This is a genomic window from Caballeronia sp. PC1 (genome assembly GCF_021353155.1).
Taxonomy (GTDB): Bacteria; Pseudomonadota; Gammaproteobacteria; order Burkholderiales; family Burkholderiaceae; genus Caballeronia; species Caballeronia cordobensis.
Window position 1 is genome coordinate 1,397,043 of the sequence record NZ_JAJUBH010000003.1, and the last position, 23,133, is coordinate 1,420,175.

Annotated in this window: 22 protein-coding genes; 10 read left to right on the plus strand and 12 right to left on the minus strand. The window is 63.3% G+C overall.

The annotated features are described in order from the left end of the window. Positions 1-41: 41 nt before the first annotated feature. Together LY284_RS30905 and LY284_RS30910 are read right to left on the minus strand one after the other, a co-directional pair. On the minus strand, positions 42-278 hold the full coding sequence (locus LY284_RS30905) for a 4-oxalocrotonate tautomerase family protein (protein ID WP_014252498.1): 237 nt from the start codon (positions 276-278) through the stop codon (positions 42-44). Between the two features lie 71 nt (positions 279-349). Continuing rightward, on the minus strand, positions 350-1,060 hold the full coding sequence (locus LY284_RS30910; protein ID WP_233390011.1) for an SDR family NAD(P)-dependent oxidoreductase: 711 nt from the start codon (positions 1,058-1,060) through the stop codon (positions 350-352). A 193-nt stretch (positions 1,061-1,253) separates the two neighbouring features. Between LY284_RS30910 and LY284_RS30915 the strand changes: the two genes are divergently transcribed. Next, positions 1,254-1,976: a haloacid dehalogenase type II gene (locus tag LY284_RS30915; RefSeq protein WP_233390013.1), complete on the plus strand. Its 723-nt coding sequence runs from the start codon at positions 1,254-1,256 to the stop codon at positions 1,974-1,976. Between the two features lie 28 nt (positions 1,977-2,004). On the opposite strand, the gene LY284_RS30920 is transcribed toward LY284_RS30915, so the two are convergent. Next, a complete protein-coding gene (locus tag LY284_RS30920; RefSeq protein ID WP_014252495.1) occupies positions 2,005-2,298 on the minus strand; it encodes a DUF1330 domain-containing protein in 294 nt (97 codons plus the stop codon). 224 nt (positions 2,299-2,522) lie between these two features. On the opposite strand from LY284_RS30920, the gene LY284_RS30925 reads away from it, so the two are divergent. After that, on the plus strand, positions 2,523-2,822 hold the full coding sequence (locus tag LY284_RS30925; protein WP_014252494.1) for a DUF4148 domain-containing protein: 300 nt from the start codon (positions 2,523-2,525) through the stop codon (positions 2,820-2,822). A 7-nt stretch (positions 2,823-2,829) separates the two neighbouring features. On the opposite strand, the gene LY284_RS30930 is transcribed toward LY284_RS30925, so the two are convergent. From LY284_RS30930 to LY284_RS30940, 3 genes are all read right to left on the minus strand, one after another. After that, positions 2,830-3,711, minus strand: coding sequence for an oxaloacetate decarboxylase (locus tag LY284_RS30930; protein WP_045462304.1), 882 nt, complete (start codon positions 3,709-3,711; stop codon positions 2,830-2,832). A 106-nt stretch (positions 3,712-3,817) separates the two neighbouring features. After that, a complete protein-coding gene (locus LY284_RS30935) occupies positions 3,818-4,714 on the minus strand; it encodes an amidohydrolase (protein WP_233390015.1) in 897 nt (298 codons plus the stop codon). 3 nt (positions 4,715-4,717) lie between these two features. After that, the gene (locus LY284_RS30940) at positions 4,718-6,007 is read right to left on the minus strand and encodes an MFS transporter (RefSeq protein WP_233390017.1); all 1,290 of its coding nucleotides are present in this window, start codon (positions 6,005-6,007) and stop codon (positions 4,718-4,720) included. 127 nt (positions 6,008-6,134) lie between these two features. Between LY284_RS30940 and LY284_RS30945 the strand changes: the two genes are divergently transcribed. From LY284_RS30945 to LY284_RS30955, 3 genes are all read left to right on the plus strand, one after another. Next, positions 6,135-7,016, plus strand: a complete 882-nt coding sequence (locus LY284_RS30945; protein ID WP_233390019.1) for a LysR family transcriptional regulator — start codon at positions 6,135-6,137, stop codon at positions 7,014-7,016. A 41-nt stretch (positions 7,017-7,057) separates the two neighbouring features. Next, on the plus strand, positions 7,058-8,227 hold the full coding sequence (locus LY284_RS30950) for an alpha/beta fold hydrolase (protein WP_233390021.1): 1,170 nt from the start codon (positions 7,058-7,060) through the stop codon (positions 8,225-8,227). Between the two features lie 145 nt (positions 8,228-8,372). Continuing rightward, positions 8,373-9,566, plus strand: coding sequence for an acyltransferase (locus LY284_RS30955; protein WP_233390023.1), 1,194 nt, complete (start codon positions 8,373-8,375; stop codon positions 9,564-9,566). A 2-nt stretch (positions 9,567-9,568) separates the two neighbouring features. On the opposite strand, the gene LY284_RS30960 is transcribed toward LY284_RS30955, so the two are convergent. Both LY284_RS30960 and LY284_RS30965 read right to left on the minus strand, forming a co-directional pair. Next, positions 9,569-10,921 carry an MATE family efflux transporter gene (locus tag LY284_RS30960; RefSeq protein ID WP_233390025.1) on the minus strand — a complete coding sequence of 451 codons (1,353 nt, stop codon included), beginning with the start codon at positions 10,919-10,921 and terminating at the stop codon, positions 9,569-9,571. A gap of 359 nt (positions 10,922-11,280) precedes the next feature. Beyond that, entirely contained in the window at positions 11,281-12,654 is a 1,374-nt protein-coding gene (locus tag LY284_RS30965) for a sigma-54 dependent transcriptional regulator (protein WP_233390027.1), read from the minus strand. A gap of 404 nt (positions 12,655-13,058) precedes the next feature. Here LY284_RS30965 and LY284_RS30970 point away from each other — a divergent pair, with 404 nt between their 5' ends. Further along, positions 13,059-13,970, plus strand: a complete 912-nt coding sequence (locus LY284_RS30970; RefSeq protein WP_255724895.1) for a response regulator — start codon at positions 13,059-13,061, stop codon at positions 13,968-13,970. A 14-nt stretch (positions 13,971-13,984) separates the two neighbouring features. Here the strand turns inward: LY284_RS30970 and LY284_RS30975 are convergent, their stop codons facing one another. Continuing rightward, the gene (locus LY284_RS30975; protein WP_233390032.1) at positions 13,985-17,950 is read right to left on the minus strand and encodes a response regulator; all 3,966 of its coding nucleotides are present in this window, start codon (positions 17,948-17,950) and stop codon (positions 13,985-13,987) included. Between the two features lie 442 nt (positions 17,951-18,392). Between LY284_RS30975 and LY284_RS30980 the strand changes: the two genes are divergently transcribed. Both LY284_RS30980 and LY284_RS30985 read left to right on the plus strand, forming a co-directional pair. Then, positions 18,393-18,566: a DUF3563 family protein gene (locus LY284_RS30980; protein ID WP_075644308.1), complete on the plus strand. Its 174-nt coding sequence runs from the start codon at positions 18,393-18,395 to the stop codon at positions 18,564-18,566. Positions 18,567-18,589: 23 nt separating this feature from the next. Then, a complete protein-coding gene (locus LY284_RS30985) occupies positions 18,590-19,423 on the plus strand; it encodes an alpha/beta fold hydrolase (RefSeq protein ID WP_233390034.1) in 834 nt (277 codons plus the stop codon). On the opposite strand, the gene LY284_RS30990 is transcribed toward LY284_RS30985, so the two are convergent. Both LY284_RS30990 and LY284_RS30995 read right to left on the minus strand, forming a co-directional pair. Continuing rightward, positions 19,412-20,059 carry a VC0807 family protein gene (locus LY284_RS30990; protein ID WP_041733419.1) on the minus strand — a complete coding sequence of 216 codons (648 nt, stop codon included), beginning with the start codon at positions 20,057-20,059 and terminating at the stop codon, positions 19,412-19,414. The genes LY284_RS30985 and LY284_RS30990 overlap by 12 nt on opposite strands. 167 nt (positions 20,060-20,226) lie before the next feature. Next, positions 20,227-20,589 (minus strand): hypothetical protein, encoded by a 363-nt coding sequence (locus tag LY284_RS30995; protein WP_233390036.1) that lies wholly within the window; start codon positions 20,587-20,589, stop codon positions 20,227-20,229. A 222-nt stretch (positions 20,590-20,811) separates the two neighbouring features. On the opposite strand from LY284_RS30995, the gene LY284_RS31000 reads away from it, so the two are divergent. Both LY284_RS31000 and ppk2 read left to right on the plus strand, forming a co-directional pair. After that, a complete protein-coding gene (locus tag LY284_RS31000; protein WP_045461011.1) occupies positions 20,812-21,033 on the plus strand; it encodes a YdcH family protein in 222 nt (73 codons plus the stop codon). 49 nt (positions 21,034-21,082) lie between these two features. Beyond that, a complete protein-coding gene (ppk2, locus tag LY284_RS31005) occupies positions 21,083-22,174 on the plus strand; it encodes a polyphosphate kinase 2 (protein ID WP_233390038.1) in 1,092 nt (363 codons plus the stop codon). Here ppk2 and LY284_RS31010 read toward each other — a convergent pair. Beyond that, complete coding sequence (locus LY284_RS31010; protein ID WP_233390041.1) at positions 22,171-23,061, minus strand: LysR substrate-binding domain-containing protein; 891 nt, start codon at positions 23,059-23,061, stop codon at positions 22,171-22,173. The genes ppk2 and LY284_RS31010 overlap by 4 nt on opposite strands. Positions 23,062-23,133 lie beyond the last annotated feature (72 nt).

Below are 23,133 nucleotides of genomic sequence, written 5' to 3' on the forward strand. Positions count from 1 at the left end.
CCGCTGTGCCACGCGGCGATGTCGTTGATACCCGCATTGCGCTAACTGTCCTTCGCCTGCTTTTGCCGCCGGTATTCCGGCACGGGCAGGCCGCCCCAGCCCCAGTTCTCCAGTTCCACTTCCTGAATGACGACGAATGTCGAATCGAGCGGCTTGTTCAATACATCGCGCAACAACTCGCTCACGCCTTTGATGAGCTGCGCTTTTTCATCGGCGGTGACGGCATTCGTGCCGGGCGTGTTGCCTTCGCGTGTCACCTGGATGGTAACGATCGGCATGACGATCTCCTTGGATGCGGATACGGCGATGCGCCCCGCGAAGGGCGCGCTCGCACACGGCAAACAATCGATCAATGTCCCGCGCTTTGGCCGCCATCGACGTGCAGGATCTCGCCCGTGACGAACGGCGCGGCGTCGAGATACAGCACTGCATTGGCGATGTCGCTCATTTCGCCCATGTGTCCGACCGGATGCAGGGCGCCGAGTGCTTCGTGCGTTTCGGGCGCGTGCATCGGCGACTTGATGATGCCGGGCGACACGGCGTTCGCGCGAATGCCGGCCTTCGCATATTCGATCGCAAGCGATTTCGTCGCGGCATTCAGGCCGCCCTTCGTGAGCGATGCCAGCACGGAAGGCACGCCGCTCACCGCATGATCCACGAGACTCGTCGTGATGCTGACGATATGACCGCTGCCGTTCTTTTCCATCTGCTCGATGGCCAATTGCGTGATATGGAAGAAGCCGTTCACATTCACGTTCAGCACCGCGGCGTAGTCCTCCTGCGTGTATTGTGTGAAAGGCTTCGCGACGAAGATGCCGGCGTTGTTGACAAGCGTATCGATGCGGCCGAACTTGGCGATCGCCGCTTCCACGACGCGCTGCGCGGTGGCGCGATCGCCGATATCGCCCGCCACGGCGATCACATTCGGATCGTCGGTTTGCTGAATGGAACGGGCGGTCGCGACGATGCGATAACCTTGTGCGCGAAATGCAGCGACGATTGCCGCGCCGATGCCTTGCGATGCACCGGTCACGATAGCGACTTTGTTTGCGTTGCTCATGATGAACCTCGATAAATGATGTTTTGGGCCTGTTGCGGATCGGACCGACGGCTCCGATGGGTCGTAATCTAGGCCTTTCGAGGTGCGTTGCGTACACACGCGGTGGACTATCAGTCTTGCGTGCGAGGAACAAATGCGTGCCGCGCAAGCGGATCGCGCGAATTCGGTTTCATCAGATGAACGGAGAACACTCTTGGCCTTGATTCAAGTGAAAGCATTCGTATTCGACGTATTCGGCACCGTGGTGGACTGGCGCGGCGGCGTCGCGCGCGAGGCGGCGCCGTTCCTGCAACGGCATGGCGCGGCAGGCACACGGCCCGAGGCCTTCGCCGATGCATGGCGCAGCCGCTATGTGCCCGCCATGCGCAAGGTGATCGGCGGCGAGCGGCCTTTCGTGCGGCTCGACGTGCTGCACCGCGAGAATCTTGTCGCGATGCTGCCGGAATTCGGCGTCGACCCGAAAAAGATTGCTGCGGAGGAACTCGACGAATTGAATCTCGCGTGGCATCGCCTCGATCCGTGGCCGGATTCGATATCGGGTCTGCAAAGACTGAAGGCGCGCCATATCATCGCGCCGCTTTCGAACGGCAATGTCCGGCTGATGGTGGATATGGCCAAGCGCGCCGGCTTGCCCTGGGATGCGATTCTCGGCGCGGAGATCGCACAGATCTACAAGCCCGATCCGCAGGCTTATCTGCGCACCGCCGATGTACTGATGCTGAAGCCGGAAGAAGTGTGCCTCGTCGCCGCGCATAACGACGATCTCGCCGCTGCGAGAAAGTGCGGCTTGCGCACTGCGTTCGTCGCGCGTCCGTATGAGCGCGGTCCTGCGCAAACGGTCGATCTGAAAGCCGAAAGCGACTGGGATGTGATCGCGAACGACATGAACGAACTGGCCGATGCGGTAGGCGCCTGAGCGCCGTTCACATCGGCCGGATCAATCTTTATGCGACGCCTTCGACGACGCGGAAATCGCGCACCACGGAATCGCCGAGCACTTCCAGCGCATGCTGATACGTCGCGCTGTTATACGCCGCGACAGCCGCGTCGAGCGAGTCGAATTCGATCACGACGGTGCGCTCGATGACGCCTTCGTCTTGCGTCAACGAAGCGACGCCGCGAACGAGCGGGCGGCCGCCGGCTTCCGCAATGACCTGCGTCGCGATCTTCGCGTATTCCGCCGCCTGCTCGGGCTTCATGATTTTCTTGTACACGCTGACCCAGTATCCTTTTGCCATCTGTATCTCCAGTGTTTGACGGGCGCGGTGCGCCGTGATGTGTCCGGCGGCCAGCATAGCAAATTCTTTTGCGCGGCGAAGGTGCGGCGATTCCTCGCATTTCCGTGAAAGGTGCTTTCCGGCGCTCGGGGTTAACCCGAAAGAATTGGCGTCATAGACTTCGGTCACTGATTCGAACGGCATTGCGTTCGTAGCCAGGCACCTCATAACACTGGAGTTTCATCATGAAGTCGATCATCCGCGCCGCAGTCGTCGCAACCGCTCTCGTCATTCCCGTCGCTTCGTTCGCGCAAAGCCAGATCACGCGCGCCCAAGTGCGTGCGGAGCTCGCGGAACTGTCGAGCGTCGGCTATCACGTCGGCGACGGCGATCAGGCGCATTATCCCGAAGCGATTCAGGCCGCCGAAGCCAAGCTCGCCGCGCGCAATGGCGCAACGGCTTATGGCGGCGCGTCGGACGGCGCTTCGCAATCGGGCGGAGCGCGCGTCTCGCAATCCGACTGGAACGCGATGTACACGCGTTAAAGCGTGATCAATCGGCCGCGTATTTCCGGTCGAGTTCGTCGAAAAGCGGCTTGTTGACGAGCCGTTGACGTTCGTTGAACGGCGCGACGACAGCGGGATCTTCATCGAGCCGGCCTTGCGACTTCAACGCGCCGAGCGCCGTTTGCATGCCGCGCACGGCGCTTTGCAACGCGGCATTCGCATACAGCACGAGACTGAAGCCGAGGCGTTCGAGATCGGCGCGATCGGTGACGGGCGTCTTGCCGCCGATCACGATGTTGATGAGTTGCGGCGCGTCGAGCAGCCCCGGCAACGCTGCGATTTGCTCCGGCGTTTCGATCGCTTCGACGAAGAGAATGTCCGCGCCGGCTTCCACGAATGCACGCGCGCGCTCGATCGCCGCATCGAATCCTTCCACCGCGCAGGCATCGGTGCGCGCGATGATCTGGAAGTTCTCGTCTTCGCGCGCATCCACGGCCGCGCGAATCTTGCCCACCATTTCGTTGGTCGAGATCACGGCCTTGCCGGCGAAATGGCCGCATTTCTTCGGCATGACCTGATCTTCGAGCTGAATCGCATCGGCGCCCGCGCGCTCCAGCGTGCGCACCGTGTGACGCACGTTGAGCGCATTGCCGAAGCCCGTATCCGCATCGACGATGAGCGGCAGGTCTACGGCATCGCGAATGCGCGACGTATGTTCCGCGATTTCCGCAAGACCGACGAAGCCGAGATCCGGCATGCCGAGCGACATGTTCGTCACACCCGCGCCGGTGATATAGAGCGCCTCGAAACCCAGATCGGCGACGATGCGCGCGCTCATGGCGTTGAACGCGCCGGGCAACAGCAGCGCGCGGCGCGCGTTGACCCGTTCGCGAAAGGCGGCGCGGCGGCGGGAGGAAGAAGTGGTCATGGCTTCGGTTCCGGAAAAGGGTTCGTGTTCGTCGTTGACGTGTGCCATGTTAGCGCGGGCCGTTCTTCGGCGCTCATGCAACGATCATGCAGCGTTCATGCACTTTTCACGCAAAGCCGAACAACGCACGCGGCGAATCGCGCAATACGATGGTTCGCAGCGATGCATCCGGAATCCAGCGCCCAAGCGCATCGCGCGAGGCGTCATAGTCGATCACGCTGCGATGCTGCGTATGCGGCCAGTCGCTTCCCCACACGAGCCGCGCCGCGCCGAATGAATCCAGCAAGGATTCAGTCAGCGTAGTGCCGAGCGAAACGCCGCTTTCGCCAATGACGCACCGATAAGCAGCCGATAACTTCACCCAGACGCGGCCGCTCTGTGCCGTCGTCAGCAGATAGCGAAAGCCCGGATCGTTCGCGCCGAATTCAGGATCAGGCCGGCCGAAATGATCGATCACGACCGCGCAGTCCTGCTCGACGAGCGGCGTGACGAGCATCGGCAGATCTACCGCATCGCGATGAATCTCGACATGCCAGCCGAGCGCGTTGATGCGGGCGAAGAGATCGCGCCATTGCGCCGCGCGCAGATCGGGCAGCGCGAGACCGATAAGATTCAGCCGCATGCCGACGACGCCGCATGCCGCGAGCCGCTGCAATTCGTCGTCGCTAATGGATGGATCGATGACCGCCACGCCGCGAAAGCGCCGTGGATAGCGCTGCAATACATCGAGAAAGAAGGCGTTGTCCGTGCCGAGAAAACTGGGCTGCACGAGCACGGCGTGCGATACGCCTTTCGCGCGCAAGTGACCGGCATAAGCATCGAGCGTCGCATCGTAGTCCGGCGCGTGACGCCGATGCGATGCGAGCGGAAGGCCGCGCACGAAGACATGCGCGTGACTGTCGATTGCCTCGATCGATGCGGGCGTCGCTTCGAGCCATTGCTCGTTGGCGGGCGAAAGCGAATCGGCCGCGTCGGCAAGGCCGGGTTGAAGTGATTGCGTCATGGGTTATCCAATGTGCTTGGGCGAGTGCTCGCTCGATGCGGCTTGCGCGGGCGCGGCCGCCATGCGGCGCCCCTTGGTCTCGGGCAGCAGCAACGCGGCCACGACGACGAGACCGTACGCAATGCCTGCATCGATGCCGAGCGCCTGTCCGAGCGGCATCGAATTGCCCATATGCCCGACCAGCACCGGAAACACAGCGGAGACGACGCGCCCGAAGTTGTAGCAGAAGCCCACGCCCGTACCACGCACGCCTTGCGGATAAAGCTCGTTGAAAAGCGCACCGAGCGTCGCGGGAATGCCTGCAGAAAAGAGGCCGAGCGGGAAGCTGAGGATCAGCATCGCGATATCGCTGACAGGCAGGAACACGTAGACATTGACCGTGACGGCGCAGCAGATCGCGAACAGAATCACGTTCTTGCGACGGCCGATCTTGTCTTGCAGCCAGGCGCTGACGAAGCAGCCCACGATGAACGCCGTAATCACGACGGCCAGATAGCCGCCCGTGCCGAGCACCGACAAGTGACGTTCGGTTTTGAGGTAAGTCGGCAGCCAGGTGGTGATGGCGTGATAACCGCCATGCGCGCCGAGTCCGATCAGACCGCCGACGATGGTCGTGCGCAAGACCGACGGATGAAAGATGCCTGCGAGAATGGCGAGCGCGCCCGGACGCTCTGTCTGATCGCTGGATTCGATGCCTTTCGTTTCGCGCGGCGGCTCTTCGATATTTCGCCGCATATAAACGACCAGCAGCGCGGGAATCAGGCCGACCGCGAACAACACGCGCCAGGCCCAGTCGGGCGACACCCACGAGAACACCACGGTATAAAGCAGCACCGCGCCGGCCCAGCCGAAGCCCCATGCGCTTTGCACGATCCCCATGGCTTTGCCGCGATGTTTGGCGCGGATGGTCTCGCTGAGCAAGACCGCGCCCGCGGTCCATTCGCCGCCGAAGCCGAGTCCCTGCATCGCTTTGAGCACGAGCAATTGCTCGAAATTCTGCGCGAAGGCGCTAAGAAACGTGAACAGCGAAAACCACAGAACCGTCACTTGCAAAGCCTTGACGCGACCGATGCGATCGGAAAGCACGCCGGCAAACAGGCCGCCCAATGCGCCGGCGACGAGTGTCGCGCCGCCGATCAGACCCGCTTGTCCCTTGCCGATGCCCCACGTCGCGATGAGCGTTGGAATGACGAGACTGAATAGCTGGGTATCGACGCCATCGAGCGCCCAGCCTGCAAAACATCCCCATAGCGTGCGTTTTTCCGCCGTGGAAATCTCACGGTACCAATTCATTCTTGCGTCTCCTGTACGGGCCCCGAACCGATTGTCGTTCGATGTGTGAGTGCATTCTAGAAACGAAAGTGCGCCTCGCATACTATGGATACGTTCGTTTTTCATAGCATTTTGATATGCTCGCGCCATGGAGACGCGCAACCTCAAATACTTTCTCGCCGTGGTCGATGCAGGCAGCGTCACGCGCGCGGCCGAAGTGCTCGATATCGCGCAGCCCGCGCTGAGTCAGGCGCTGTCGCGCATGGAACGCGATCTCGGCGTGAAGCTCTTCGAGCGCACGCGGCGCGGCGCACAACTGACGGCAGCGGGCGAGGCGATCGTCGAGGATATCCGGCTGAGCGTGGCGCGCATCGACGCCGCATCGCATCGCGCCCGCGAAATCGGCGCGCAGCGCGGCGGGCGGCTGACCATCGGCTTCGCATCGGCGGCGCTCTTCAGTTTGCTCCCGCGCGCGATTGCTGCGCTGCGCGAGGAAGTGCCCAATGTCGAACTCATGCTCAGGGAAATGAGCAATGCGGAGCAGGCGAGCGCGCTGGAGAAAGGCGTCATCGATATCGGCTTGCTGCATACGCCGGTTGCCGTGGGCGGCCGCATGCGCGAAAAGCTGATCGTGAGAGAGCGCTTGCTTGCCGTGCTGCCTGTGTCGTTTGCTATCGGCGAGGATGGCAAGGTCGGCCTGAAAGATCTTTCGGATGCGGGCCTCGTCTGGTTTCCGAGCGATCAATTGCCCGTGGTTCGCGCGGGCATTCTGAGTGCTTTTCGCAAAGCAGGATGCGAGGCCAATGTCGTGCAGGATGCGAATCGTTCGTTGACGGTTCTTGCGTGCGTTGCGGCGGGATGCGGCGCATCGCTGCTGCCGCAATCGGTCACGGCGCTGCAATTCGCCGGCGTGCGTTTCTGCGACGTGCGCGACGGCGATAACCTTCCGCCATTCGAACTCAGTGCGATCTGGCCGACGCGTTCGCGCCCGACGCTCGCGGATCGCTTCGCGGCCTTGCTCGAAGCATGAGCGCATCGCATGATGCTGTCATGGCTCAACCGGAGACGAACATGAATGCACCGTTGAACGATCTGCCCTTACCCGAGGGCATCCGCGCGCGCATGATCGACAACGGCAACGGCCTTTCGATGCATGTGCTCGAAGCCGGATTCGATGCGCCCGGCCGGCCCTGCATCGTGCTTCTGCATGGCTTTCCCGAGCTTGCCTATAGCTGGCGCAAGATCATGAAACCCCTTGCGGATGCGGGTTTTCATGTCGTTGCGCCGGACCAGCGCGGCTATGGGCGCACCCTCGGCGGCAATGCTTCGTTCGACGCCGACCTGAACGAATTCACCTTTCCCAATCTCGTGCGCGACGTGCTGGGCCTGGTTGCGGCGCTGGGTTATCGCAGGATCGCATCGGTGATCGGTCACGACTTCGGTTCGCCCGTGGCCGCGTGGTGCGCATTGATCCGTCCCGACGTATTCGCGTCCGTCGTGATGATGAGCGCGCCGTTCGCCGGGCCGCCCGCGTTTGCCTTCAACACCGCGAAGAACGATGCGAAGCTTGCGCGCGTCGAAACGGCGCCGTCGGTGATGGCGGAAGCGGTGGCCGGGCTCGCTTCGCTCGATCCGCCGCGCAAGCACTATCAATGGTATTACTCGGGCGCGCAGGCCAACGACGACATGCGGCACGCACCGCAAGGGCTCGCCGCGTTTCTGCGCGCGTATTACTACGTGAAGAGCGCGGACTGGGCGGGGAATCATCCTCATCCGCTGGCGTCGGTCACGGCGGATCAGCTCGCGATGCTGCCCACGTACTACGTGATGCACGCCGATGCGACCATGCCGCAGACCGTCGGCGAACACATGCCGACTGACGATGCATGCGCGTGGCTCCCGGATCGCGAACTGGATATCTATGCGGGCGAATACGCGCGTACCGGATTTCAGGGCGGATTGAACTGGTATCGCTGCGGCACCGACCCGCGTTACGCGGAGGCGTTGCGCCTGTGGTCGGGGCGCACAATCGACGTGCCGTCGTGCTTCATCGCGGGCGCGAGCGATTGGGGCTATTACCAGCGTCCCGGCGATTTCGAAGCCATGCGCGTTCTCACATGCACCGACTTTCGCGCCACGCATTTGATCGAAGGGGCAGGGCACTGGGTGCAACAGGAGCAGCCGAGCACGGTGGCGAGCCGCATCTTGCGCTTTCTGCGGCAGGACGCGCCCGCGGTCTGATCGCCGTGCCAGGAAATGTATCCATACGTTTCCTGATGTAAGAGTTGTCTCGCAATCGCGCCTATGACGGAACTTCGCGCGAAGCGCGCTTGTCCACGGGCCTCGCGGCCTTCGAAGGTCGGCATCAACCGCGAGGAGAGTATCGATGGAAAGAGGACGTGTTGCCGCGCTCGACGCAGGCCGGGCGCTCGCGATCGTCGGGGTGGTCGCAGTACACCTGTCGTTTCAGTTTCCCAATCTGCCGGGCGCCGTGACGCTCGTGGCGCGCATGGGCCAATACGGCGTGCAGCTATTCTTCGTGATCAGCGCGATCACGATATTCATGACGCTCGAAATGGATCATGCGCGCTGCGCGGATGCCCGTCATGTCACGTTGCGCTTCTATATCAAGCGTTTTTTTCGCATCGCACCGATGTACTACGCCGCGATTGCGATCTATGGCCTCATCAGTTACGGGGCGATGCGCTCCGGCGTCGAGCGCGCATGGGTGCTCGGCGCGCACGGGCCGATGGACATTCTGCTCAACATGGTCTTCCTGCACGCGCTTTCGCCCACGGCGATCAACAACGTCGTGCCCGGCGGATGGTCGATCGGCGTGGAAATGCTTTTCTACATGATCGCGCCGCTGCTGTTCTTTCTCGCGATGAACCGCGCGCGTCTGCTGCTGGCGACTGTGCTGTTGCTCGGTATATCGTTCGCCGTGATGTCGATGAGCGATTGCAACGGCACGCTTGAATGCAATGTCGCCAACAACACGTTCAGCTATTTCTGGCCGCCCGTGCAAGGGCCTTGCTTCATCGTCGGCATGTGGGCTTGGTATGCGTTCCGCTCGCATTTGCTCGGTGCGTCCGTGACGAAGCGCGTCTCGTTGCTTTATTTCTCGCTTGCATTGGGTTTCGCGTTGATGACAGGCGCGCTCGGCGTATGGCTCGACAAAGCCCATGCGCTCGCGCCGGTGTTCGCCGCGTGCAGCGCCGTCGCGTTTCTGCTGTTCGTCTGTTCGCGGCATGCCCGCAAGCATCGCGACGATGTCCGCGCGACGCCGCGCAACACGTTCATCCGGCGCTGCGCCGCCGCGCTCGGCCGCGAAAGTTATGGCATATATCTCTGGCACTTCATCTGCGTCTATGCGACGTTCCATTTCTTCGATCGCTCGTTCGGCGAGAAGAATGGCGAAACGTCGCTGGCGCTGTTCGGCGCGACGCTGATCGCCGTGCTCGTCGTTTCTTATGGGCTTTCGCGCGTCTCCGACCGGCTCATTCAGGGACGCGCGACGCGCTTGTCGAGGCGCCTGCTTGCATCGGTCGATCGGCGCTTTCGTCTGACGCGCGACGCGTAGTGTCAGGTCGCATTCGGGGTCGCGGCAACAGGCAGAGCGAGACGCCGGCCCCGCGTGCGATACAACACGATGCTCGCGACGAGCGTCGCCATTTCCGTCACGGCGACGGTCATCCAGAGCCCGCGCGGGCCGAGCCACTCGGTCAGGAACCAGAGCATCGCCAATAGCAGCAACCAGCTTCGCAGCAGTGCGACGATCATCGAAGCAAGCGGCGCTTCGATGGCGGTGAGATAGCCGCTGATCGCGACATTGATCGCGGCGGGCAGGAACGCGAGCGCGCACCACGGCAATGCGTCGCGCAAAAGCGCCTGAGCCGCGGGACTGTCCGGCACGAAGAGCGAACCGAGCGGCGCTGCGAGCGTAAGAATCGCGAAGGCGGCGGCCAGCGCGAAACCGGCCGTCACCGTCATGCCGATCGAAAACGCGCGCGTCACGGCGTGCCCGTTGCGCGCCCCGCGTTCGAAGCTCACGATCGGCTGCATGCTTTGCACGAGCGCCACCATCGTGACGGAGGCGATCATCGTCATGTATTCGACGACCGCGAACGCGACGAGCCCGGTATCGCCGAGCCAGCGCAGCACCGCATGATTGAAGGCGAAGAGCGTGACGCTCGGCGCGATCTCGCCTAAAAACTCCGAAGCGCCGTTATACGCCATGCGCCATGCATGATCGAGCCGCGCGAATGCACGCGCAACGGGGCGAACGCGTTGCGCCTTGACGAAGTGATAAGCCAGCATCGGCATGCACGCAAGCGCCTGACTGATGCCCGATGCGAGCGCCGCGCCACGCATGCCCCATTGCATATGGCTCACCATCCACCACGTCAAGGCGACATCGACGATACCGCCCGCGATCAGACAGACGAGTCCGAACTTCGCCGCGCCTTCGATGCGCAAGAAGAGTTCGAGTGCATAACATGCGGTCGGGAACAGGACGAACGGCGCATAGGCATGCAGGAACGTTACGGCGAGCGACGCCAGTTCGCCACGCGCGCCGGTCCAGTGCACGAAGGTGTCGGCATAAAGATAGATTGCGAGCGCGAAGGCCACGCCGCACGCGCCGAGCAGCCATAGCGCTTGTGTGAAGGCTTCGGCGGCATCGCGTTCGCGGCGCTCGCCGAGCAGGCGCGACACGAGCGTCGAGCCGCCGACGCCGATCATCACGCTGAACGCATAAGGCAGATAGAGCAGCGGCACGAGCAGATTCAAGGCGGCGAGCGCATCGGCGCCGATATAGCGTCCGATGAAGATGCCGCTGATCACGGAATGCATGCAGTAGACCCATGCGGCAAGCACGGTGGGCACGGCGTAGTTCGAGAATCGACGAACGAGAGAAGTATTGTTATTCGAAATCATGACGGACAACTCGACGTTACTCGCAAGGCACGCCAGCGCGCATCACACGACATCTTTCGATGCGCGAGCAAAGCGATAGCATGGCGCAAAAGCGCGGTATGGGCGCACCGGAAGACACTCGGGCGAGCCGCATAAGATTGAAACGAGACTGCGTAGCGCGCGGTCTGGCGGCGCGAGAATACGCCAGCGGGCTACGAGAGGGAAGGCGTGACGGGGCTAACGGCGCGCGAAGCGCGAATGCCGCTTCAGGCTTTCACGATGCATCGATTGCGATGCGGAGGTTGGAGTGGCGAACGCGATACAAGGTTCCTCGCCAGGCTTTTAAGCGAATCATGATTCACACGCGATGCGACGAACCGCTATGCCCCCGACGCCTCCAGCGGCCTGTCGGCCTTCGCCCGCAATCCATACGCCGTCAGCATCCGATACAGCGTCACGCGCGATACGCCCAGTTCTTCCGCCGCTTCGCCGAGGCGTCCGCGATGCCGCAACAGTGCGACTTCGATCGCCTGCCGCTCGGCCGCTTCGCGCGCTTGCGCGAGCGTCATCGGCGCGGCTTCGGCATATTCGCCGAGTTCGAGATCGGCCGCGAGAATCTGGCGTCCTTCCGACATGACGATGGCGCGGCGCACGCGATTGATCAGCTCGCGCACATTGCCGGGCCAGCCATAGTTATGAATCGCCGCGATCGCACAGGGCGCGAAGCCGCGCAGCCGGCGGCTTGCATCCTTCCTGAAGCGTTCGAGCATGTGATTCGCGAGCAGTTCGATATCCTTGCCGCGCACGCGCAGCGGCGGCTCGTCGATCTGCAAGACGCACAGCCGATGGTACAAGTCCGCGCGAAAGCGTCCTTCGAGCATCGCCGTCTGCATGTCGACGTGAGTCGCCGAGATGATGCGCACATCGACGGGCGTCGGGCCTTGTCCGCCGAGACGTTCGATCTTTCGTTCCTGCAGGAAGCGCAGCAGGCTCGCCTGGCTTTCGAGCGGCAAATCGCCGATTTCATCGAGAAAGAGCGTGCCGCCGTCGGCGGCTTCCACGCGGCCGATCTTGCGTTGATTCGCGCCGGTGAACGCGCCACGCTCATAGCCGAAGAGTTCGGATTGCAGCAGGTGCGGGGGAATCGCGCCGCAGTTGATCGCGACGAACGGATGATCGCGCCGCACCGAGCGCTCGTGGATCGCTACCGCGGTAAGCTCTTTGCCCGTGCCCGATTCGCCGGAGATGAACACGGGCGCATCGGTCATCGCGACTTTGCGGATCGAGCGGTAGAGCGCCTGCATCGCATCGCATGAGCCGACCATGCCGTCTTCCTTGCAGTCGTCCTTGCGCGGATCGTTGCTGGCCGCATCGTGCAGCGACACCATGCCGTAGGCATGCCCAACCGCATCGACGAGACGGTCCGCCGAAGAGGGCACGGTCACGAAGTCGAAGCAGAAGTCGCGAATCAGGCGGCATATCTCGGGGCTATCGACATGCTCGGCATCCACTGCCGCAACCCAGCCGATCTGATAGCTCGCCAGCATTTCCGTGAGCGTCGCGGCTTCCTTGGCGAAACCTCGACTCGTCAGATCGACGATGCCTGCGGCAGCACGCTTGCCGTGCTTGCTGGATTTCGGCGGCTTGGCTGGATCGATGCGCTCGATCGTCCATCCGCGCGCATGCAGGCGCTCGGAGAGATCCTCGGAAACCGCGCGCCCAGCGAAATAGAGTGTTCTGGCTTCCCCGTACATGGCTCTTTCCCGGCTTTTTTAATGTTAGCGACAAGTATGCGCCCGGAACTGTCAGTGCTAAAAGCCTCGCAAACGATAAGCCGATTTTGAATGTTTACATTGATCGGCGGAATCGATTGAAAATGTCAGAGCATTTTTTGCGAAACGAACGTGCATAATTTGATGCACGCGCGTGCTTTAATCGCGCAGACGCTTTGGCAGGCGCGCTCGAACGTCAAAACAAACCCAGCACAATTTACTTATCTGCTTATGAATATGTTTTTGTCGCGAATTATCTGCGTGATCTAAATTGGAGCACGCTGAAATATCAGATAATAAATACCTCGCGAAACCGAATTGCGACGCGCGCGCAGCAAGGGTAGAGTTTGTGCGTGCGTCTCGTCTGACGAATACCCCGTTCGAACATGGATAAAGCAGAGAACTCCACTTCAACGCATCAGCCACGACTGCTTCTCGTCGACGACGATCCGGCCATGATCCGCGTCATCGGCGAAATGCTCGCGGAATTCCCCGATCAGCGCTTTGCCACCACCGGCGAGGCCGCGCTCGCGCTGGCGCGTGAAGCGACGCCCGATCTCATTCTTCTCGACGCCAACCTGCCCAACATGACGGGCTTCGATGTCTGCGAGATTCTCAAGAAAGATGCGAAGCTCGCGCGCGTGCCGGTGATCTTCGTCACCAGTCACGACGCGCCCGCCCTCGAAGTCGATGCGTTTCGCATGGGCGCGGCCGATTACGTCATCAAGCCGCTCGTCGCGCCGCGCCTGCAAGCGCGCGTGCGTGCACAGCTTCGCTTGCGGCGCCGAGTGATGGAAACGCAGGCGCGCCTGCATCGCGAAGGCGTGAAGCCCGTGTCGAAACCTACGGGCGTGCGCGTGCTCGGCATTCTCGCGAGCGATACCGCCGAGGCGCACCGTCATGCGCTCGCCGCGATCGGCGCGGTGGATGTCGCCGCCGATTGCGAAGCCGCGCTGGGCGTTGCCGAGCGCAAGGAGCCGGACGTCATCGTGCTCGATACCGCGTGCTGCGATAACCCATGCGCGAGCGTGCGTTCATTGCTGGCGCAGTACGGTCACGTGCCGATTGTCGTGCTTGCAGACGGGCGCGATGTCGAAACCGAGCAATGCACGCTCGATGCCGGCGCCGCGGATGTCATCGCGAAGCCGGCCAAGTCCGTCGTGCTGGAGGCGCGCGTGCAGGGCGCGCTCGATTCCGCGCGCAAGGCGCGCGAGGAAGTGCGCGCATGGCTGGAAGCATCTGGCGGCGCGAGCGTTCATCCGTTTCCCGTGTCCGCTCGAGACGTGCGCACCGGCTGATCGGCCGCTTCGTTTCAAGCCTGTTCGAGCATCTCGCGCGCCATCTTCGAGGCGCGCGCGAAATCGAGCGCGCGCACACGCGCGAGGAAGTGCTCGAAGTCCTCGCGATAGCCATTCGGTGCGTGCGGCGAAAGGCTTTCGGATAGCGCGATCGCTTGCAGATTCGAGGCATCGAGCAATTCGACGATCGCGTTGAGACGCGCGCGCCAGTCTTCGTTTCGAAGCGGCTGTGCGCTCGTCTCCTGCCTTGCGGAAGAGGCCGGCGGCCCGAACGTATCGACGAGCCGCTCGACGCTCGCTGCCAGCAACTGCTCCATGCGCGGCAATTGCGCGCGCGTTTCATCGAGCGCATGCGCATCGTGGCCGCGATCGAGTAGTTCTTTCTCCAGTGCGCCCGCGAGTTGCGCGAGCGCCGCCGCGCCGACCGTGGCCGCGCTGCCCTTGATCGAATGCAGCACCGAGGCCGCGCCTTGCGCGTCCTGCGCCGCGAGTCTTTCGACGAGGCCGTTCAGGTGCTTGTGCGCCTGCCCGCCGAATCCATCGGCCGTGCGCCGAATCAGATCGATGTTGCCGCCGAAGCGCGCGATGATCGAATCGCGCGGCTCGATTATCGACATCGCGTTCGCGCCCGGTGGCTGCGCTTTCATCGGCGCGCGTTCGATTTGCGCGCGCAGCACGGCAACGAGACGCTCGACGTCGATCGGCTTGCCGACATGATCGTTCATGCCCGCCTGCAAACACGCATCGCGATCCGCGCCCGAAGCATTGGCCGTCATGGCGATGATCGGCAGTGCGTCGAAGTGGCTATCCGCGCGAATGAGGCGTGTGGCTTCGAGCCCGTCGAGATCGGGCATCTGCACGTCCATCAGCACCGCGTCGAACGAACCCTGCGCGGCCATGATGCGATCGACGCCTTCGCGCCCGCTCTCGGCGAGCGTCACGTTCGCGCCTTCCGCGCGAAGCACGCCTTCGGCGACTTGCCGGTTGAGCGCGTTGTCTTCCACCACGAGCAGGGCGAGCCCTTCGAGGCGCTGCGCGCGGGCTGTAACCGGCTGCGTCTCGTGCGGCGCGGGTGCGGTCTGAGACGGCAGCGCGGCGCGGATCGCCGCGACGAGCTGCTTCGGCGTCACGGGTTTCGTCAGGAAGCCCGCAAAAGGCGCGGCGCCGTGTTCCTGCGACTCTCGCAACACCTCGCGTCCGAATGCGGTGACGAGCAGCACGAGCGGCGGCGCGACGCGTCCGTTCATCGCGCTGACCTGTTTCGCGGCGTTGAGGCCGTCGAGGCCGGGCATGCGCCAGTCGAGCAGGGCGATATCGTAGGGCGCTGCGCTGTGGGCGGCGTCGGCGATGCGCGCGACCGCCTCGGTGCCGCTCGTGACGACGTCCGCGTGCCAGCCGAGCGAGCGCACCGTGCGCGAGAGGATTTCGCCCGCGATGGCGTTGTCGTCGGCGATGAGAATGCGCGCGCCATGATCGGGGAACGCGCGCTGGTTCCGCGCGGGCGCGTCCGCTGTGTCCACGCCGAGCGTGATATCGAACCAGAAGCGGCTTCCTTCACCTAGCCGGCTTTCGACTTCGAGCTGGCTGCCCATCATCGCGACGAGCCGTTTGCTGATCACGAGCCCAAGGCCGGAGCCGCCATAGCGGCGCGACGTCGACGCCTCGGCTTGCGTGAAGCCCTCGAAGATGCGCCCGAGCTGTTCCTCGCTGATGCCGATGCCGCTGTCACTCACCGCGATGCGCACGCGCACCGTTTCTTCCGGCGCGGCGCTCACGGTGTCGAGCCGATGCACGCTCACGACGATCTGCCCCGCGGAGGTGAACTTGAGCGCGTTGCCCGCGAGATTGATGAGCACCTGCTGAAGGCGGAAGCTATCGCCGACGAGCACGGCCGGCAACGACGGATCGAGATCGAAAAGCACCTCGACGTCTTTCGCACCCTGATTGCCCGACAGCACGATGCCGAGCTCTTCCATCAGTTTTTCCGGCTCGAAGGGATGGCTGTCGAGTTGCAGCTTGCCCGCCTCGATCTTCGAATAGTCGAGGATGTCGTTGAGCAGGCTGAGCAGCGACTTCGCGGCGGTCACGGCCTTGCTCACGTAGTCATGCTGCCGATGATCGAGCGACGTCATCTGCACGAGATGCAGCATGCCGAGCACGGCGTTCATCGGCGTGCGGATTTCGTGGCTCATGTTCGCGAGAAACGTCGATTTCGCCGCGCTCGCCGCGTCGGCCTGTTCCTTCGCATTGCGCAGATGGTATTCGAGCTCGTATTGATCCGTGACGTCGTAGTTCACGCCGGTCATCGCGACGGGCGTGCCTTGCGCGTTGCGCTGCGTGCGCTGGCCGCTCTGGATGCGCCGCGTCGTGCCGTCGGGCAGGACGATGCGAAACGGCGGCAACGCCTCGGTTTCGCCCGCGGCCGCGGCGCGCAGGCGCGCCATAATCTCGTCGTGATCGTCGGGATGAATGCGCCTGCGCCAGTGCTCGATATGCAGGCCGTTGTCCAGCAACGCGGGCGGGTACTGATACAGCTCGAACATGCGCGCGTTCCAGTGCAGCTTGCCCGTGGCGAGATCCCACGACCAGATGCCCAGTTCGGCGATATCGGCGGCGAGCAGCAACTGATCGCGCGCGTGGGCCAACTCGCTGCGCTCCTTTCTTTGCCGCGAGATGTCCGTGATGACGGAGACGAAATGCGAGAGGCCATCCAGACGCATTGCGCCCGTGGTCACATGCGCCGGGAAAGACGTGCCGTCTTTACGCTGGCCCGCGAGTTCGAAGTCGGTGGTCGCAGTGCCATTCGGCCACTTGAACTGCATGACGTATTCGTCATACGCATTTTGATAGGGCGGCGGCACCAGCATGCGGATGTTCTGGCCGATGACTTCGCTTGCCTTGTAGCCGAACACTTTCTCGCCCGCCGAATTGAACGAGCGGATCGCGCCGCGCTCGTCCACGGTGATGATCGGGCTGAGCACGGTGTCGAGCACGGTCTGTGTCGTCGCGAGACTGCGCTCCAGTTCCTGTTCGATTCGATTGCGCGCGTTGATCTGGCGCACGAGCGTCGAGCCGAACATCGCCAGCACGAACGCGAGCACGGCCGTCACGCATGCGTGCCAGAGCGTGTCGCGCCACCACGGCGCGAGGATTTCATCGCGCGCGAGCGCCGCCGCGACGAAGAGCGGATAGTCCTGCAGTTCGCGCAGGCTATTGAGCCGCGTCACGCCGTCCTGCGACGAACTCGTCGTGAACACGCCCGAACTGTGCTGTTCGAGATGCGCGCGATACAGCGCCGTGTCGATCACGTTCTTGCCGACGAAACGGTCTTCGAAAGGGCGGCGCACGACCATCACGCCCGAGTTCAGCACGAGCACCGCCGCGCCCGATTGCCCGAGGTCGAGGCTGTCATAGAAGCGCGAGAAGAAACCGACGTCGATGGTCGCGAGCGCGACGCCCGCGAAACTGCCATCGGGCGCGTCGATGCGGCGCGACACCGGCACGATCCATTTGCCTGTCGAGCGGCTTTGCACCGGCGGGCCGATGTGCGTGCCCTGATCGGTATGCGTGCGGTGATATTCGAAATACTCGCGGTCGGAGTTGTTGAAGCGCGAGTCGAGCTTCGGCTGCGAGTTGACGATCCAGGCGCCGTTCTTGTCGTAGATGAAAAGGCCGTTCAGCTGCGGCAAGTGCTGCACGCGCGAGACCATCGCGCGATGAATGCGCGCAAGCGAGTCCGGCGACATGCCGTCCTCTTCGACGCGCTCCACCATGCCGATGAGCGTGGTGTCAGCTTCCTTGAACGTGTCGTTCGCGTGCTGCGCCATCGCGCGCGCGAGGTTGTAGGTCGCCGTCGTCATTTCGTCGAGCTGCACGCGGCGCGCGGCGAGGCTGCGCCATACGTCGGTTGCGACCAGAAGCAGGCAGACGACGACGATGAACACCGTCATCCTGAAAGTGAGCGAATGGCGATTGAGCACGCCGGGTCTCCGAATGGGCGAAGTCGAGATTCAACGCTGCCGTATCTTATCGCGCCGTCCGGAAGCAGCCGCCGAAGGGAAGGCGCGGGCGATCAGACACATTAACGGCACGCTGGCGTGTGGACTTGAGCCCGGCGGCGGGAATATTTTCGATGTTTCGCCCGTATAGAAGGCGGAGATCGTTCGCGGTGAAGCTCAGGCAGGTGTTTGCGCCGCGCCACCGTTCCGCGCCGAAAGCGTTGGTATGCGCCCGACTTCAATGTCGTCCGGCGCGGGGTGAATGCGCGCTCTTCCTTGCTGCATAAGGGATTTGAATAACTGGCACGGTGTCTGCATTAGAAGCCCGCACCGCCGCCTCAGCGAACCCCGGACTCAATCTCGCTGCACGATCGCTCAGCCGGCAATGTCATCGAACGACCCGTTGGTGAAGAAGGAGCGAATCATGTTGGGATACCTAATCAATATCGCAAGAGACCTCGTGCTGCCGATCCTGATGGACCGGACCGAGACGCTGCTGGATCGCGCCGAGCATGGCCGCCGCGATACGTATCTCGCGTCGTCCGCCGATATCGGCGAGCTCGAACGCCGCATGCGCGAGTGCGATACCGAAGCCTGATGCTCACGAATCGGAAAACAAACATGATCACTCTGAACGACGAACACGCCGACGCGCCGGTCATCGCGCTGCATTGTTCGGGCGCGGGCGCGAATCAATGGCGCACGCTCGGCGACATGCTCGCCGCGCTCGACACGCCAACGTCGCGCTACACGCTGATCGCGCCGGAGCATTACGGCTGCGACAGCGTCGGTCCCTGGAGCGGCGCGCACGCATTCACGCTCGCGGACGAAGCGGCGAGAACCGTCGAGATCATCGATCGCCAGCGCGGCAAGGTGCACCTCGTCGGTCATTCGTATGGCGGCGGCGTCGCATTGCGCGCGGCGCTCGAACGGCCGCACGGCGTCGCGAGCATCACGCTCTATGAGCCGTCGGCGTTTCATCTGCTCAAGCGCATGGGCGCGCGTGGCGCCGCCGAATTCGCCGAGATTCAGGCGATTGCGGCGCGCACGGCGGAGGGCGTCGTCGCGGGCGACCTGCGCGGCGCGGCGAGTTCTTTTGTCGATTACTGGAGCGGGCGTGGCGCGTGGTCCGCGTTGCGGCCTTCCGTGCAGGCGATGCTCACACGCTGGGTGCCGAAAGCGCCGCTCGATTTTCGCGCGCTGATTCACGAGCCGACGCCGATGAGCGCCTACGCGAACCTGCGCATTCCCACGCTCGTGATGCGCGGCGAGCACGCGCCCGCGCCGACGCGCCTGATCGCGGAAACGCTGCCTGATTTGCTGCCGGCCGCGAAGCTGATCGTCGTGCCCGAGGCCGGGCACATGGGCCCGCTCACGCACGCGCAGGCGGTGAATGCGGCGATTGCGCGCCATATCGCCGAATGCGACGCGCGCACGGCATGCCTAGCCGAGTAGTCCATCGCGCGACGGGGCGCTTTCGCCCTGACGCTCGATGAGCCGCGCGCGAAACCAGAAGGTCCATGCGAGCAAGCCGCCGTAAATCACGTAGCTCACGACCGGCGACACGACGAGATAGCGCTCCACCGGCCACGTCCACGCGAACCAGAAGCGCAGCATCGTTTCGACCGAAAGCCCGACGCCCCACACGAGCGTCATGAGGCGCAACGACGCGCGCAGCATCGCGCTGTCGCGCCAGTACGCCTCGAAGCGCTCGGCGCCGTTTTCCTGCTCGCGCGTGACGGTCGCACGTGCCAGATAGAAGATGAGCGGGCGCTCGAACAGGAGCGAAACGAGAAAAACGATGCCCGTTGCGCCCGCCGCGAGCGATTCGCGCACGAGAAGAATGCGCGGGCTGCCGCCCATGGCGAGCATCACGATGGACAACGCGATGCCGAACAGCACGAGCGCGGAAAGCGCATCCACGCGCCGCGAGCGCGCGAACTCGGCGATGCTCCACACGAGCGGCGGCGCGGCCGACGCATAGAGCGCGCCGACATCGCCCCAATAGGGCAGCGCCAACCGGTACGCGAGCCAGGGAAGCAGCAGATTCGCGGCGAGTTCGAGCACGAGACCGGGCTTGATCTTTTTCATGGACTCAGAAGTGTGCGCCTGCGCGCTGTGCCTGGTTCCAAGTATAAAAGATCGCACGTGCGCGAATGTGCGCATGCGCGCGGCGAATCCCCCAAAGTCTGCAAAGAAAGCGACGCCGCTACTCGTGGTGTCGAGCAGCGGCGTAAAAGGCGCGAACAGATCAAGCGTTACTTTTTCGGCGGCGGCGCGCCGGGAATCGCGTTGACGCGCGCGGCATTCGCAGCGTTGGCGGCATTCGCCGCGTTGACCGCGTTCGCGTTGTAGGTGGGCGCGGCGTTGTAGTTCGGGCTGACGTTATAGCTCGGGTTCGGCGTGGTGGCGTTCGGCGTGTTCGAATAGCTGGGGGCGGGCGCCGCGGGATTCGGCAGCGGCTTCGGCTGCAACGTCTGATTGATGACGCCCATTTGCCCCAGTTTCTTCGCCGCCTGACTGTCCGCGCTGGCCGCCGTGGCAAAGCACAGGCCGGCCGCGCCGGCGATCAACGCAATGTGCATGACGCGCCGTTGCGTGCGATTGCGGATTTTCTTCATGACGGCCTCCTTGGTCGTGCCGGCCCGCGCGGATGCGCGCCCAGCACTTACATTGTGTGCAACGACGATGCCCGCGTGGAGCAGGGTTTAGCCTAGGTTCGCTCAGCGCGATCCGGCGTTATCACCTTACGAATCTTTGATATTCGTCTAACAAAAAGGTGGTTTCGGCCGGTAACATGTAATTCGAACTGCCAAATATCAATCGCCTGGAGGACCACCCGCATGTTTCCCGAATATCGCGACCTGATCTCGCGCCTCAAGACCGAAGACGGCCATTTTTCGCGTCTGTTCGAGCGTCACAACGAGCTCGATCATCAGATTCACAACATGGAGACGGGCGTGACGCCTGCCGACACGTTCGCCATCGAAGCATTGAAAAAGGAAAAGCTGTTGCTTAAAGACAAGCTTTACGCGGTTCTGAAAAAAGCGCACGAAGCCGCCTGAGCAGAATGAGCGCACAGGTAGCCGCACGCGCAACAACCAAGAGGAACCGATGAAGTTGATAACACCGGACGATGCCGCCGAAGCCAAAGATGACAACCTCGCCGCTCGCACGGCGGCGGCCGACATCGAACGTGAAGAAACGCGTCGCGCGTTCGAGGCGGCGCACGGGCTGCTGACGAACAGCGTCGATCACATACTCGGCCGGCTCGACGCGCGGGAGCAGGAAGGCACGGATTCGCTCGTCGATAGCGTGAAAACGCTGATCGGCGGTATGTCGCCAGACGAAATCGCCGTGCTGCGCGCCCATCTTTTCGATGGCGACACCGTGCTGCGCTCGGCCAGCGGCGCGCTCGACCCCGACGACGAGCTATCGCCGTCCTGGCGCGAAGGCGGCTATCCGTATCGTCATCTGATGTCGCGGCGCGCGTATGAAAAACAAAAATATCGTCTTCAGGTCGAGTTGCTGAAGTTGCAGGCTTGGGTGAGAGACACCGGCCAGCGTGTCGTGATTGTTTTCGAAGGACGCGACGCGGCGGGCAAGGGCGGCGCCATCAAACGCTTCATGGAGCACCTGAATCCGCGTGGCGCGCGCGTGGTCGCGCTCGAAAAGCCGAGCGAGCGCGAGCGCGGCCAGTGGTATTTCCAGCGCTACGTCGAACACCTGCCGACCGCGGGCGAGATCGTTCTCTTCGATCGCTCGTGGTACAACCGCGCCGGTGTGGAGCGCGTGATGGGCTTCTGCACCCCGGGCGAGTACGACCATTTCATGCAGCAGGTGCCCGCGTTCGAACGGCATCTGTCGACGAGCGGCACGCACGTCATCAAGCTATGGTTCTCGGTGAGCCGCGCCGAACAGCGGCGCCGCTTCAAGGAGCGCGAGATTCATCCGCTCAAGCAGTGGAAGCTGAGTCCGGTCGATCTGGCCTCGCTCGACAAGTGGGACGCCTATACCGAAGCCAAGGAAGCGATGTTCGCGCATACCGACAGCGCCGACACGCCCTGGACCGTCGTGCGCTCCGATTGCAAGAAGCGCGCGCGTCTGAACGCCATGCGCTACGTACTGCACCGGCTGCCCTACGCGAATCGCGATCTGAAGTCGGTCGGCGCGGTCGATCCGTTTATCGTCGGACGGCCGTTTTAGGCGGCGCTCACGCCTTCGGTCAACGCGTGAGCAAGCAGGCGCGCGTGCGGCGTCAGCGCGTCGAAATCGCGTGCGCACAGATGCAGACGGCGCATCGCCCACGGCTCGGAGAGCGGCAGGATCGCAAGCTCCGGCCGTTCGAGCATGCGCGCCGACGCTTCCGACAAGATCACGAGCCCGATGCCGGCCTCCACGAGCATGCCGAGATTGTCGATGCTGCGCATGCGGATGCGATAGCCGATCTGCCTGCCAAGCCGCGACGCGCGCTCGGCCAGATGCATTTCGAGCGCGGCATCCGATAACCCGACGAACGCCTCGCCCAGAATATCCGCGAACGCGACCGCGCTTTGCCCCGCGATCCGGTGCGCGCGGTTCGCGATGACCACGAGCTGATCCTGGGCGAGCAAATGCGTCTGAAGCCGTCCGAGGTCCGCCGTGTCCGACACCACGCCCAGATCGGCGCGGCCCTCGGCGATCGCCTGCACGATCTCCACGCTCGGGCGCTCGTCGAGATCGATCGAAAGATCCGGAAAAGCCGCGAGAAATTGCGTGAGTCTCGGCGGCAGAAAGGCGGCGAGCGCGGCCGTGTTCGACATCAGCCGGATGCGGCCTTTGAGGCCGGTCGCGAAGGAGCGCAGTTCGCCGCGCATCTGCTCGACCTGGCCGAGTATCGCGCGCGCGTGGCGCACGAAGGCGTCGCCTGCTGCGGTCGCCTGCACGCCGCGCCGGTTGCGCTCCAGGAGCGGCGCGCCGAGCGCGGCTTCCATCCCCGCAATGCGCTCGCTCGCGGAGGCCAGCGCGAGATGCATCGCCTGCGCGCCCGCCGTGATGCTGCCGCGCTCGACCACGGTCAGGAAGAGGCGCATGTCGGTGAGATCGAATCGCATGCCGCTTCTTTCGGTTTTCCCGAAGCCTCGCATTGGAAATGCCAGATTGTAAGCGGCAGGCCGCGTCGTTAG

Coding starts and splice junctions, on each gene's coding strand:
- LY284_RS30905 (WP_014252498.1), bottom strand. CDS start 278: ATGCCGATCGTTACCATCCAGGTGACACGCGAAGGCAACACGCCCGGC.
- LY284_RS30910 (WP_233390011.1), bottom strand. CDS start 1,060: ATGAGCAACGCAAACAAAGTCGCTATCGTGACCGGTGCATCGCAAGGC.
- LY284_RS30920 (WP_014252495.1), bottom strand. CDS start 2,298: ATGGCAAAAGGATACTGGGTCAGCGTGTACAAGAAAATCATGAAGCCC.
- LY284_RS30925 (WP_014252494.1), top strand. CDS start 2,523: ATGAAGTCGATCATCCGCGCCGCAGTCGTCGCAACCGCTCTCGTCATT.
- LY284_RS30930 (WP_045462304.1), bottom strand. CDS start 3,711: ATGACCACTTCTTCCTCCCGCCGCCGCGCCGCCTTTCGCGAACGGGTC.
- LY284_RS30935 (WP_233390015.1), bottom strand. CDS start 4,714: ATGACGCAATCACTTCAACCCGGCCTTGCCGACGCGGCCGATTCGCTT.
- LY284_RS30940 (WP_233390017.1), bottom strand. CDS start 6,007: ATGAATTGGTACCGTGAGATTTCCACGGCGGAAAAACGCACGCTATGG.
- LY284_RS30945 (WP_233390019.1), top strand. CDS start 6,135: ATGGAGACGCGCAACCTCAAATACTTTCTCGCCGTGGTCGATGCAGGC.
- LY284_RS30950 (WP_233390021.1), top strand. CDS start 7,058: ATGAATGCACCGTTGAACGATCTGCCCTTACCCGAGGGCATCCGCGCG.
- LY284_RS30955 (WP_233390023.1), top strand. CDS start 8,373: ATGGAAAGAGGACGTGTTGCCGCGCTCGACGCAGGCCGGGCGCTCGCG.
- LY284_RS30960 (WP_233390025.1), bottom strand. CDS start 10,921: ATGATTTCGAATAACAATACTTCTCTCGTTCGTCGATTCTCGAACTAC.
- LY284_RS30965 (WP_233390027.1), bottom strand. CDS start 12,654: ATGTACGGGGAAGCCAGAACACTCTATTTCGCTGGGCGCGCGGTTTCC.
- LY284_RS30970 (WP_255724895.1), top strand. CDS start 13,059: ATGGATAAAGCAGAGAACTCCACTTCAACGCATCAGCCACGACTGCTT.
- LY284_RS30980 (WP_075644308.1), top strand. CDS start 18,393: ATGTTGGGATACCTAATCAATATCGCAAGAGACCTCGTGCTGCCGATC.
- LY284_RS30985 (WP_233390034.1), top strand. CDS start 18,590: ATGATCACTCTGAACGACGAACACGCCGACGCGCCGGTCATCGCGCTG.
- LY284_RS30990 (WP_041733419.1), bottom strand. CDS start 20,059: ATGAAAAAGATCAAGCCCGGTCTCGTGCTCGAACTCGCCGCGAATCTG.
- LY284_RS30995 (WP_233390036.1), bottom strand. CDS start 20,589: ATGAAGAAAATCCGCAATCGCACGCAACGGCGCGTCATGCACATTGCG.
- LY284_RS31000 (WP_045461011.1), top strand. CDS start 20,812: ATGTTTCCCGAATATCGCGACCTGATCTCGCGCCTCAAGACCGAAGAC.
- ppk2 (WP_233390038.1), top strand. CDS start 21,083: ATGAAGTTGATAACACCGGACGATGCCGCCGAAGCCAAAGATGACAAC.
- LY284_RS31010 (WP_233390041.1), bottom strand. CDS start 23,061: ATGCGATTCGATCTCACCGACATGCGCCTCTTCCTGACCGTGGTCGAG.